We start from the raw sequence: 12,461 nt of genomic DNA on the forward strand, positions 1-12,461 counted from the left end.
TCATTTGTAGCATTCTATACGGACAAACCAATTCCTATCTTAATCATAGTGCATATAGCGTGAATAGATGGAACGAATTATGACATTTATATGAAATTTGAAATAATAAGCATCATGCAGAATGCGAATCCTATGAAAAATCCCTACTGCGAATGAAATCGCCTGGATTTCATTCGCGGTAGGGATAAAGAGGAATAGTGTATGAGACATTAGAGGCCTGCTTCTATAGACTGCGTGAAAGCAGGTTGCTTATGTTGAATATATTGGATAAAAATAGCCGTTAGTTCGGGATCGAATTGACTTCCCGAACAAGTACGCAATTCTTCGATGGCCTCCTCGAATGTTTTGGTCGGTTGATAGGGACGCTCGGTTGTCATCGCATCAAAAGAGTCGATGATTGTCAGCATCCGACACAGCCTTGGGATTTGCTCGCCCTTAAAGCCAAACGGATAGCCTCCCCCGTCATAACGTTCATGATGCAGCTCCACAAAAGGAACTAAATCTATGAATCGTTCGTTGGCTTCGACAATACGTTTGCCCCACATGACATGAGCTTGTACCATCCGCCATTCCTCGCTGGACAGCTTCTCTTTTTTATTAAGAATATTCCAGGGGATTTCCAGTTTTCCGATATCGTGAATGAGGGCTCCCAGTAAAAAACGCCGTTTATCCTTTGGACCGAGCTGAAGCACATCGCTCATGTCCGCTGCATATCTGAATACCCGTTTGGAATGCTTGAAGGTGTTAATATCCTTGTACAAGAACAGATTGAGCTGCTGCTCAAGATCACGGATATCCTGTCCCAGATCGACCTCGCGTTCCACTTCATTTAGACTACCGTGTGTATGAACGATATTTTTGCCCTGTTTCTTGGCGTAGTACAGTGCTTTATCCGCCAGATCGACCAGCTGTGATTTGTCGTAGATGTCAATGCGGCTTTGTGCAATGCCTGCGGAAAAGGACAGGCACCCGTGTGGGAAAATTTCGACTCCCTCGTAACGGGAATCATTCAGTCTTTTTCGGATAGCATTGACTTTTTCATAAGCTTGTTCAGCGGTATGATCGGGCATAAGCAGAGTGAATTCTTCTCCACCATAGCGGGATACGGTAATGTGAGTACCGAACGTTTCCTTTTTCAGAAACTCACCGAGAAACCCCAGTAGTTGATCACCCTTGAGATGACCGAAATGATCATTGTATTTTTTGAAATCATCAATATCAATCAGCGCCAGACTTAGGGGAATATTCTGCGATTTGGATATATTCAGTTCAGCTTCAAGCGTATTTTCAAAGTAGCTGTGATTGTACAACCCTGTTCTGCGATCCGTGTTGGCTTTTTCTTCAATTTCACGATACATCGTGAACATTTGCTTGAACGCGTGGGATAAGAGCATGCTTAGGCCCAGGAACAGCAAAAGTCCTAAAATTCCGTTGTAATAAATCAGCGTGGTCAACACCAAAGACAGGATGAGTGTACATAAGTATACAAGCAGGGATTCAGCCAAAAAAGCCTGTTTGAGCTCATTGAACGACCCTTTATATGCGATATAGAAGTAGATGCCGAGGGTGATTGTGTTCACCGTAAAGTAGCAGATCAATGCCAGCAGGTAGGAAGTAAAATGGTCCTCGTTTAAGGCTCCCTGCGTTCCGCCGCTTAGTTCGAATACGGTTGACGATACGAAAATGGAAAGTGCGTAAATGGAAAAATTGACTGCATGTTTCCACCAGGACAGTTCTGTATGCCGAAACGCAGCAATAATCACATTGAACAGCAAAATCAAAATGGCAATTTCAGTGCCATGCACAAAAATACAAGCGAGGTACACGGAGGAATCCATGGACTGCTTGTTACTGGCTGGTGGCAACTGGAATGTAAAATGCTCCAAAATCAGAACTGCTCCCAATAAGGAATAGATCGTGACCCACTCTGTCGTTGAATAGTGCAAAAAGGACCAATGGTTCGTATACAAGAGGACGATCAGGCCTACCATACACATGAAAAATACGTATATTCCCGTCGTGGTAACCCGTTCTTGCAGCTTTTTTAATATACTCATCATTTTTTCTCCTGCCTTGTCGTATCTTGATGTCAAAGCTACCAGGGGTGAATGGGATAATTTACAATTTTGTAATCGAAAATTTCACATGAAAAAACAGGCCGGAATCCAGCCTGTTTTGTTGAGCCTGTGCTTCCCTTTTTATCTTATCGGTGACTAGCCCCCGATTTTGTAACCGGAAGTCAAAGCGATTACAACAGAAGCAACGATAATAGCATTGATAATCACACGGGAGTATTTCAAGTTTTTCATAATGTTCCCTCCCTTCCTTGGAATAAGGTCTGAACTAGGCGTGGCGGGGATTGGTTTCTTGTTGATTATCCTTATTTCTTTTCACGACCATCACATTTTGGATAAACAGGAACATCCCGAAGTTCATGACGACATCTCCAATACTAATCACCTGCGTGCGGGGATAGGGCTTAGAAAGGGGGATGATGTCACCAAGCAATGATAAACGCGTGCTCGCATCCATCATGTAATGTTTCGAGATGACACTTCCGGATTTAAGCATATCTGTATAATAGGGGCCCAGCACCTCTGAAGCGCTCAACGAGACCGGCATTCTGCCGCCATTTACCGCCATCACGATAAAATTCAATAATACGCCGATTAAAATAAGCTTGAATCCCTTATGATGTCTGTTCAACCAGAGAAATATCAATCCGACTACGTAGACTCCCATAAATAGATACCCGTTCATAGCTGCCAGCCAAGCCCATTTTTCCTGAGCATAAAAAATAATGAATTGCACCACGAGCAGCAGGGGGAACATCCAGCCGGCTATAAGGCGAATATGACTGAAACGGATCAGACCTTGCCGCCAGCCTCCTCTGAACAGACCTACAATGAGACCCAGCAGCACTCCATCATAGACCATTATCATTCTCCAGATTCTACATTTTTTTTGTTTTGGTTACCGTGTAATTCGACCTGAAATTGGTAAATTCCTGCCTGATTTATAGCAGTTTTGAAAAAAAATTGCGGATTAGCGTGTAATTATTCGAAGCCAGACGAAATGAATGATATCATAATATATTGAAGTCATTATTTATATTTTAGTGAAAAGGATGATTATTATCATGAACCGGTTATCCAATACGGTAATGGTTGCCGCAGATATGACCAAATCACGAATATTATGGATTGCCTTTGTTCTGGGTGCATTAAGTGCCTTCGGACCCTTGTCCATAGATATGTATTTGCCGTCACTGCTCACATTAGCCGACAATTTGCATACGACTACTTCGCTGGCACAGCTTAGTTTGACAGCCTGTCTGTTGGGACTGGCCGTTGGTCAGATCGTTGCTGGTCCGCTTAGCGATGTGAGGGGTCGCAGAGGACCGCTGGTGATCTCGCTAATTCTGTACGCTGCAGCATCGCTGTTATGTGTGTTTGCGCCAAATATCGGTGTGCTCATTGCGCTTCGCTTTATTCAAGGGCTTACGGGATCGGCGGGAATCGTGATTTCCAGAGCTGTGGCTCGTGATCTGTACTCGGGCAAAGAACTGACACGCTTTTTCTCACTGCTCATGCTAGTGAATGGTGTGGCTCCCATTGCTGCACCTGTGCTGGGCGGTGTCATTTTGAATTTTGTTTCCTGGCGCGGTGTATTCATGGTGCTGTGTGTAGTTGGTGTGGCCATGCTGATTGCCGTCGTATTGGGTCTTCCAGAAACGTTGCCAACGAACCGCCGTTCATCCGGTGGCTTGAAGCAGACGCTAGGAACACTCGGTCATCTGTTTGCAGATCGACGTTTTATGGGTTATGCCCTCTCACAGGCGCTGATTACAGGGGCGATGTTTGCGTACATCGCTGGCTCGCCTTTCGTGCTTCAGGATATTTTCGGGGTTTCCCCCCAGACGTATAGCATCATTTTTGCAGTGAATGGTTTAGGAATTGTACTGTTTTCCCAGTTGACGGGTAGACTCGTGGGTCGATTTAGCGAGCGACAGTTGCTCTTGTCAGGTCTGGTGATTGCGGCTGTAGCCGGGATCAGCTTGCTTACCGTAGCTTTTACCGGAGGCCAACTGTTAGCCGTATTGATTCCGATGTTTTTTGTCGTATCCTGCGTAGGTATTGTGAGTACAACGACGACTTCACTGGCCATGCAGAGTCAGCAGCGTTCCGCAGGCAGTGCGTCCGCCATGCTTGGCTTGCTGCCTCTATTGCTTGGCTCCATCGCTTCACCGTTGGTGGGCTTGGGTAGTGGAACAACCCCCGTACCGATGGCGGTTGTGATTGCTATAGCAGAGCTTGGTGCGCTGTTAAGCTTTATTGTACTTGCCAAGGAAGCACGCGCGAAGGCTTAAAATAGGCAATTTGAACTGAAAACTCCCATGGACTGATGCATGAACCACTTCAGACCATGGGTGTTTTTTTATCGTTTTACAATCGAGATATCTTCGGCTTCCCTCGCGGGGAGGGGTGTCTGTTTTAAGTACATACGAGAAGGTTTGTGAATTAGAATGTAAATCAAAATGATGATATGGACGGGAAAGAAAGGGTCTATTCCGTGTATGTTTAAACCAAATATGGATACGTAAAGAAGTAAAGTGAGGGTAAGTTTATACTTTTTTGTTGCAATAAACAGCAGGATCAGTATGGTCGGAATTAAACGAAAGAATAATTTACCTAATACAAAACCGACCATACCCTGTCTCTCTGTTATTGAGACAAAAAAATCGAACGATATTCCCCGTTCCTTCCAATATAGAGTATGAGCCGAAAGAGAGGAGGAGATTAGGATCGAACAGTGCAAGGAGGTGGTCAGATTGGCACAGGATGATCAGATGACAATGCTTGTTGCAGAGACACTGGCTGGCAGCCGCGAAGCTTATAAGGAGCTCTATGATTACACGATTCATACGGTCTATAAATCAGTGCATTTTCTGTTGGAGGAAAAGGCAGACGTTGATGATGTGGTTCAGGAAATTTATATACAGGTGTATAAATCACTGGAGACATTTGATACAAATAGATCTTTTCAACCTTGGCTGATGGGGATTGTTATGCGTCAAATTCGGGCGTATCGGAGAAAAAGATGGATGAGGATGCGAATCACAAGTAAGGCTGAGAGTCTGGAGCATCATGCAGCGTTTGATTTTTCTGAGGAAATAGTGGACAAGGTTGCAAATCATGTATTGCTCCAAGCAGTTCAGCAGCTATCGTTCAAGCTAAAACAGGTGATTGTATTGCACTATTTGCATGAGTATTCCCAAGAGGAAATCGCAAACATTTTAGACATACCGTTAGGTACGGTGAAGTCACGAATTCACGCGGCTTTGCAAAAGCTCCGTTCGAAAGAGCGGCAGGGACATTTTCTGATCGGAAAGGTGGAGAAAATCCATGAAGCTTGAGCAAGAACTACGTAAGGTGATGCAGCATGAGGATAACCACTTATCTCCTCCCATTGAGTTAAAGGAAAATATCATGATACAAATTGAGCGAATTAAAGGGAAAGGATCTAAACCTATGAAAAAGTATATCGTGACAACGATTCTTGTAGCGGCATTATTGATCCCGACAGGTGCCTTTGCTGCTTACTCTTACTTGACTGATACGCTGTATGGCTCGCAGGAAAAGCTAATTGAAATGGGAGGGACGGCACAGGAATATACAAGAGTAGAATCGAAGCTCCAACAAGCACAGGGACGTTTGTCGAAGGAAGAGTTTAGTGTTTTTATGGAATTACTAAAGGAACTAGGAGCCTATAATCTTAAAATAACGGACAAAAACGGGATGCTCCATAAGGAGCGTTTAAGCGTCGATGAACAGCGTGAGTATAATCGAATAACCGCCGAGTTGGAACCGTACTTTGATAAATTGAATCAGGAGGAATTCCAAACCCATAAGAGTATAGATTTACAGGACGAGTTAGACTATGCGAAAAAAGCTTTAAGTAAGGATGAATTTGTTAAGTTCCGTGTTCTGTTCACGGAGTTTTACAAGTATGTTCCCCGTATAACGGGCGAAAATGGGGTATTGTATCCAGATCGTTTGCCTGAAAGAGAAAGAGAAGATTACGAGGAGCATTTGAGGTTGCTTCAGCCTTATTTCGATCAGTTTAATTCGCTTGAGAAGAAACGGTGACGAAAATTAAGGCGAAAAGGTGACACTTTTCTGGAAGGTTGACATACCCCATGGGGGTATATTATGATGAGGATATATTAAATGCATGAGTGCATATACACCACACAGGAGGCTGATGTATGGCTGAGGAGCAACCTGTTTCCCACACTGAAGTCCACGGGGCTCATTGTGGAACAGATGGAGAGAAGACAGTTAGAAAAAGTCATCATTCGGCAGAATTCAAGAACAGCCTTGTATCCCGGTTAAACCGTATTGAAGGTCAGGTTCGCGGGATTAAGGGATTGATTGAGAAGGACACCTACTGTGACGATGTGCTGAATCAGATTGCGGCTGTTCAGTCGGCCCTGAATGGTGTCGGCAAGCTGCTGCTGGAAGGGCATATGAAAAGCTGTGTCATTGAGCGCATGCAGGCAGGAGAGCAAGAAGTGATTGATGAGCTGCTGGTGACGGTTAAGAAGCTAATCCGTTAAAAGTAGCAGGTATACACATTATGGGTATGGACGTACCCTTGAGGAGGAAACGAAAATGGCACAAGTTACATTGAACGTAGAAGGCATGAGCTGCAATCATTGCGTGAAAGCAGTAGAAGGAGCCTTGGAGAAAGTAGGCGCTACCGGCAAGGTCAGCCTCGAGACGAAACAAGTAAATGTAGAATATGATGAATCCAAGCTGAGCGTTGAAGCTCTGAAAACAGCCATTGAAGACCAAGGCTATGATGTTGTTTAAGATTAAGATGCTGTATGATGCGAGAACATATTTGTTCGAAGGAGAAGCTTCCATATTAGGAGCTTTTTCTTTTTGAACATAATATACCCCACTAGGGTATGTAGAAGGAGGACTACCATGGAAAACCGTGCGACCGACGGTGATAAACATACAACGCTTCATATTACGGGGATGTCCTGCGCAGCCTGCGCAAGCCGTATTGAAAAAGGTTTAAATCGAATAGACGGCGTGGCACAGGCTAATGTGAATTTGGCTTTGGAGCAGGCGTCCATATCCTATGATCCCAAGCAGGTGGAAATTCCAGAATTCCGCGATAAAATTGCTTCTCTTGGTTTTGGAACTGTGAGTGAAGAAGCCAATTTGAATGTGACGGGCATGACTTGCGCGGCTTGTGCAGCTCGAATTGAAAAAGGATTAAACCGAATACCAGGCGTAACAGGTGCCAGTGTAAATTTGGCGATGGAAACAGCCCATGTGGAATATGCTGCTGGGAGTACTACGGTTAGTGATTTGGTAAGCAAGATTGAACAGCTGGGCTATGGAGCGATCCCGCAGAGCGCTGAGGACAATATTGCGGATGTCCGCAGTAAGGATATCCAACGTAAAAAATGGAAGTGGATGATATCGGCAGTGCTGTCGCTACCGTTATTGTGGGCGATGGTGGCTCATTTTTCCTTTACCTCATGGATTTATGTGCCGGAACTGTTCTTGAATCCATGGTTTCAACTTGTACTGACGACACCAATTCAGTTCATCATAGGATGGCAGTTTTATGTGGGAGCATATAAAGCGCTTCGTAATGGAAGTTCGAATATGGATGTATTAGTTGCGCTAGGTACGTCTGCGGCTTATTTTTACAGCTTGTACCTTACTCTGCGTCCGTCTGACGCCATGGAGGGAATGGCGGGAATGCCTGTCACGACCATGCCAGAGCTGTATTACGAGACAAGTGCGGTACTCATTACGCTTATACTAGTCGGTAAATGGTTCGAGGCGGTAGCCAAAGGGCGCTCGTCTGAGGCGATCAAGAGCCTGATGAACCTACAGGCGACAACGGCACGTGTGGTACGTGATGGACAAGAGCTAGATTTGCCGATTGAACAAGTGCGTGTGAAGGACATCTTTATTGTGCGCCCAGGGGAGAAAATTCCCGTCGATGGTGTGGTCGTGGATGGACGTTCGGCAGTGGATGAATCCATGTTAAGTGGAGAGAGTCTTCCGGTTGAAAAAGGAGAGGGTTCCCCAGTCACAGGAGCCACGCTCAATAAAAACGGAGTACTTCGTATTCAGGCTGAGCGTGTGGGTGGTGATACGGCGTTGGCCCGTATTATTAAGGTCGTGGAAGATGCGCAAAACTCTAAGGCCCCGATTCAGCGGATTGCTGATCAAATCTCGGGTATCTTTGTCCCCATCGTAGTTGCTGTTGCCGTGATAACATTTCTCGTCTGGTTTTTCCTTGTGACACCGTCGGATTTTGCAGGATCACTGGAGAAAATGATTGCAGTTCTCGTCATTGCTTGTCCTTGTGCGCTTGGATTGGCCACCCCAACGTCCATTATGGCAGGATCGGGACGTGCTGCTGAATACGGTATTTTGTTCAAGGGCGGCGAGCATTTGGAAATGACCCGTTCCGTCAACGCAGTGATTTTGGATAAGACAGGTACGGTTACGAACGGCAAACCAGAGCTGACAGATGTTATAGTTAGAGCGAGCAGCCTGGCTGAAACGGATTTGCTGCGATTGCTCGGTGCGGCAGAAAAAAGCTCGGAGCATCCGCTGGCGGAAGCCATTGTAAAAGGGATTGCTGATCGAGGTATTGAGCTAGTGGGCCCGACGGATTTTGAAAATATTCCAGGCTATGGTGTGAAGGCCTCTGTGGAGGGCAAGCAGGTATTGGTGGGCACACGCCGATTAATGAGCAGGGAAGGCATCACGATGGATGACTCAACCGAGCAGCAAATGAATGAACTGGAAGGCGCAGGGAAAACGGCAATGCTTGTCGCTGTGGATGGTTCCTATGCCGGATTAGTGGCCGTGGCGGATACAATTAAAGAAACATCACGGGAAGCTATTGCCCGTCTACGGGCGATGAACATTGAAGTCATTATGATTACAGGTGACAATGAAAGGACAGCAAAGGCCGTTGCCGCCGAGGCGGGAATTGAACGGGTGCTGGCGGAAGTGCTGCCTGAAGGAAAGGCCGAGGAAGTGAAGCGACTTCAGGAACAGGGCAAGATCGTAGCCATGGTCGGGGACGGTATTAACGATGCGCCAGCGCTGGCTACAGCCCATATAGGGATGGCAATGGGCACAGGTACAGATGTGGCCATGGAGGCTGCCGATATTACTCTCATGCGTGGTAACCTGAATAGCATTCCGGACGCGATCGAAATGAGCCGCCGGACCATGACAAACATACGGCAAAATCTGTTTTGGGCGCTCGGTTATAACGTGATCGGCATTCCGATTGCTGCTTTGGGCTTTTTGGCTCCATGGTTGGCGGGAGCGGCCATGGCATTCAGCTCTGTTTCGGTTGTACTGAATGCGCTGCGTCTCCAGCGGGTGAAGCTGTAAACGTATTGATGTATTAGGCAGATGCATGCTGTTGGATATTTGCAGCGATATCATTTTTGTAATTAGAGCAAGTACGCACAATTTTGGCTTTGTGTGTACTTGCTTTTTTGTTGTGTTTTTTTATTTATTTAATTCATGCAGTCATTCTTCATCGCGTCAGGTTGCTTATCATTCGCGAAAGTTTCATAATATTTGTAAGAGTGCCATGCAAGCATGCAAGAACCTTTTCGTGTACTCACAGCTTGAAGCAGATAAAGAGCTTATATTATGGATTAGGAGTGAAGCAGTCATGAATGATACGATTTCCTTGTTGATGAACCATCGGTCTGTGCGAAAATTCAAGTCAGACCCCATTACCGACGAGCAGCTCGCAGCTATTGTGGCAGCTGGCCAAATGGCATCCTCGTCCAGCAATGTGCAGGCATATACCGTTATTGCCGTTACCGAGCCTTCATTAAAAACAAAACTGGCCGAGCTGGCAGGAGGGCAGGCTTACGTCGAGCAGTGCCCGACATTTCTGGTATGGTGCGCAGACCTGTATCGTTTGAAGCAGGTGACGATTCATCATCAGCCAGGCCAGCCTTCCTATGAAGGGTCCGTCGAAAATTATACGGTTGCAACCATTGATGCTGCGTTAGCTGCACAAAATGCAGCGGTGGCCGCTGAATCACTCGGCTTGGGCATCGTTTACATCGGGGGCATTCGTACTAAAATAGCAGAGGTATCCGAGTTATTAGGCTTGCCAGAGCTGGTATATCCAGTGTTCGGTATGTGCATTGGTGTACCGGATCAGGAAACGGGCTTGCGTCCACGTCTTCCACTGTCGGGTGTGTTGCATATGAACGGTTATGACAAAAACCAAACGATGAAAGCTGTAGAGGTATACGACCACACATCAGCCGAATATTTGAAGGAACGTACGGGCGGTCAACGCTCCACACCTTGGTCTGAGCAAATGGCCACGAGACTGACCGAACCAGCGCGCTTGCAATTGAAGCCATTTTTGGAACAGAAGGGTTTCTTGAAGCAATAAAAATGGAGCAACGATAAAGAATGCTGCAATTTACAAGTGGCATTTGAGAAATATGTGTTATTTAAAGCTATAAGAACCTCCTTAATTACGCATGTTGAAGTTTCGCGTACATAAGGAGGTTCTTTGCTTTGACTATAAGTTGTGGTTGTAATCTTTTTTAGTAAATAGCAGATATGCCTTTACGAATCAGACAGTGAGTAGAAGCGTCTTGTATTATCATAAAATAATTGACGGACAGCAGCTTCATCTTGATGGGTCAGCTTGCTATATGCGCGAATGACCTCGGTAGTCATCCGTGGATGCGTCTGCTGTCCGGTAAAAGGACCCTCGAACGGCCATGGACCGTCTGTCTCTGCCATGACCTGATCAGACGGATACTGTCTTGCCAAACTGCGGATTTCTTCTTCGTACAGGAGATCCGGTGTGAAGGAGACATAATAGTCGTTCCGGGCCATACGTTTGGTCGTGGCGGCAGAGCCCTTAAACCAGTGAAAATGCGCCTGTGTGACGTCATGACGTTCCAAAAGGTCGCAGGCAATGTCTGCATCTTCATAAACAGCGTGCAACACAATGGGTTTGCTATGTTTGCTTGCAAACTGGATAAAACGCTCCAGCAGTGCTATGTAAGGAGCGAGCTCAAAGGGCTCTCCACTGCGTGAAGCTTCCAGCCGATTGTAATAGGGCAAGCCGACTTCACCCACCGCGACCATCTGCTGTACATGTTCGTCCATCCAGTCAAATAACAGGTCAAGCTCGGTATGTGATGGCAGAGCCTGTTCTGGATGAAAGCCGAAGGCGGGACGTACTAGCCTGGGCCAACGCTCAGCCAGGCGCAAGTTGGCTTGACTGGAGGCGAGATGCATGGACACAGCTATGATGGCTTCTACATGGTTGTCGGCAAGCGAAGCGAGCAATAGCTCCTGTTGTTCAGGCGGGTAGCTGTCTACATGAATGTGCGCGTCGATTAAGGGAACAGTTGCTGCCGCGTTCGATCTCAATGCAGAGTGCATGTTCCAATCATTCATAATGGTTTACCCTGTCGTCCGAGGTGTTTTTGCGGATGCTTTCAGCGGCGTCCATGTCGCCGTCCAGTTTGTGCTTTTCCTCGCGCATCCAGCCAGTCATGGTCCGTTTCCATTCCATAAAGCGTGGATCCAGGGTGATTTCTTCCCTACGCGGGCGGGGAAAAGGAACATCTACGACATGCATCACTGAAGCAGGTCGCGCCGACAGCACATAAATGCGGTCGGAGAGCAGCAACGCTTCTTCAATGCTGTGGGTAATGAACAGCACAGAGCGGCGGTTCTTCTCCCACATCCGCAATAACCATTGCTGCATGTCTGCACGTGTCAGCGCATCGAGTGCGCTGAACGGCTCATCCAGCAACATTAATTCCTGTGGGCTGAGCAGGGCGCGGAGAAAGGCCGCGCGCTGCTGCATGCCACCAGATAGCGTATGCGGATACGCCTTCGCGAACTTGCCCAGTCCAACCTGTTCGAGCCATTGCAAGGCTTCTTTTCGACGTTCACGTTCGCTGCCGTATAGGGAGCCCGCTGCTGCATCCTTTCGTGGTGCATTTTCCTGCCCGAGCAGTATGTTGTCCAGCGTGGTGCGCCACGGGAAAAGGGCGGGCTGCTGCGGCATATAGCTGATATGCCCGCGTTCACCAGTCATGTCCCGTCCATGCATACGGATACGTCCCTGCTGCGGCTTGAGCAGCCCTCCGATGATGTGAAATAGCGTGCTTTTGCCACTGCCTGACGGACCGATGAGAGAGACAAATTCGCCCGGTTTAACGGTAAGGGATACATCCTGCAGTACAGGCAGTGAGCTTCGCTTTTCCCGGAAGGCGAGGCTGATCCCGTCCAATTCCAAAGCAGGAGGGGCAGGCGTCATTACCTGCAGTTCTCCGGCTTGTTGCTGTTCATCAGCGACGGGTGGTGATGTCAAGTCAGTCGGATGCAGACTCATATATGCCA

General features: G+C 46.9%; 11 protein-coding genes. 7 read left to right on the forward strand and 4 right to left on the reverse strand.

Annotation, left to right across the window (positions count from 1 at the left end):
* Nucleotides 1–209 precede the first annotated feature (209 nt).
* Nucleotides 210–2,060, reverse strand: coding sequence for a bifunctional diguanylate cyclase/phosphohydrolase (locus EGM68_RS02530; protein ID WP_129548597.1), 1,851 nt, complete (start codon nucleotides 2,058–2,060; stop codon nucleotides 210–212).
* Nucleotides 2,061–2,343: 283 nt separating this feature from the next.
* A complete protein-coding gene (locus EGM68_RS02535; RefSeq protein WP_058711892.1) occupies nucleotides 2,344–2,937 on the reverse strand; it encodes a DUF5317 domain-containing protein in 594 nt (197 codons plus the stop codon).
* Nucleotides 2,938–3,139: 202 nt separating this feature from the next.
* Here EGM68_RS02535 and EGM68_RS02540 point away from each other — a divergent pair, with 202 nt between their 5' ends.
* From EGM68_RS02540 to nfsA, 7 genes are all read left to right on the forward strand, one after another.
* Nucleotides 3,140–4,369: a multidrug effflux MFS transporter gene (locus EGM68_RS02540; RefSeq protein WP_129548598.1), complete on the forward strand. Its 1,230-nt coding sequence runs from the start codon at nucleotides 3,140–3,142 to the stop codon at nucleotides 4,367–4,369.
* 462 nt (nucleotides 4,370–4,831) lie between these two features.
* Nucleotides 4,832–5,416, forward strand: a complete 585-nt coding sequence (locus tag EGM68_RS02545; protein WP_013369071.1) for a sigma-70 family RNA polymerase sigma factor — start codon at nucleotides 4,832–4,834, stop codon at nucleotides 5,414–5,416.
* On the forward strand, nucleotides 5,406–6,149 hold the full coding sequence (locus EGM68_RS02550) for a DUF3600 domain-containing protein (RefSeq protein ID WP_013369072.1): 744 nt from the start codon (nucleotides 5,406–5,408) through the stop codon (nucleotides 6,147–6,149). Before EGM68_RS02545 ends, EGM68_RS02550 begins: the two co-directional genes overlap by 11 nt.
* Nucleotides 6,150–6,268: 119 nt before the next feature.
* On the forward strand, nucleotides 6,269–6,619 hold the full coding sequence (locus EGM68_RS02555) for a metal-sensitive transcriptional regulator (protein ID WP_013369073.1): 351 nt from the start codon (nucleotides 6,269–6,271) through the stop codon (nucleotides 6,617–6,619).
* Between the two features lie 55 nt (nucleotides 6,620–6,674).
* Nucleotides 6,675–6,875, forward strand: coding sequence for a copper ion binding protein (locus EGM68_RS02560; RefSeq protein WP_013369074.1), 201 nt, complete (start codon nucleotides 6,675–6,677; stop codon nucleotides 6,873–6,875).
* 117 nt (nucleotides 6,876–6,992) lie between these two features.
* Nucleotides 6,993–9,449 (forward strand): heavy metal translocating P-type ATPase, encoded by a 2,457-nt coding sequence (locus EGM68_RS02565; protein WP_129548599.1) that lies wholly within the window; start codon nucleotides 6,993–6,995, stop codon nucleotides 9,447–9,449.
* Nucleotides 9,450–9,738: 289 nt separating this feature from the next.
* A complete protein-coding gene (nfsA, locus tag EGM68_RS02570; protein WP_013369076.1) occupies nucleotides 9,739–10,482 on the forward strand; it encodes an oxygen-insensitive NADPH nitroreductase in 744 nt (247 codons plus the stop codon).
* Nucleotides 10,483–10,661: 179 nt separating this feature from the next.
* Here the strand turns inward: nfsA and EGM68_RS02575 are convergent, their stop codons facing one another.
* Together EGM68_RS02575 and EGM68_RS02580 are read right to left on the reverse strand one after the other, a co-directional pair.
* Nucleotides 10,662–11,507 (reverse strand): TatD family hydrolase, encoded by an 846-nt coding sequence (locus EGM68_RS02575; RefSeq protein WP_129548600.1) that lies wholly within the window; start codon nucleotides 11,505–11,507, stop codon nucleotides 10,662–10,664.
* On the reverse strand, nucleotides 11,500–12,453 hold the full coding sequence (locus EGM68_RS02580) for an ABC transporter ATP-binding protein (RefSeq protein WP_129548601.1): 954 nt from the start codon (nucleotides 12,451–12,453) through the stop codon (nucleotides 11,500–11,502). The genes EGM68_RS02575 and EGM68_RS02580 overlap by 8 nt, the downstream gene beginning before the upstream one ends.
* Nucleotides 12,454–12,461 lie beyond the last annotated feature (8 nt).

Source organism: Paenibacillus sp. M-152 (assembly GCF_003856555.1).
Taxonomy (GTDB): Bacteria; Bacillota; Bacilli; order Paenibacillales; family Paenibacillaceae; genus Paenibacillus; species Paenibacillus polymyxa_C.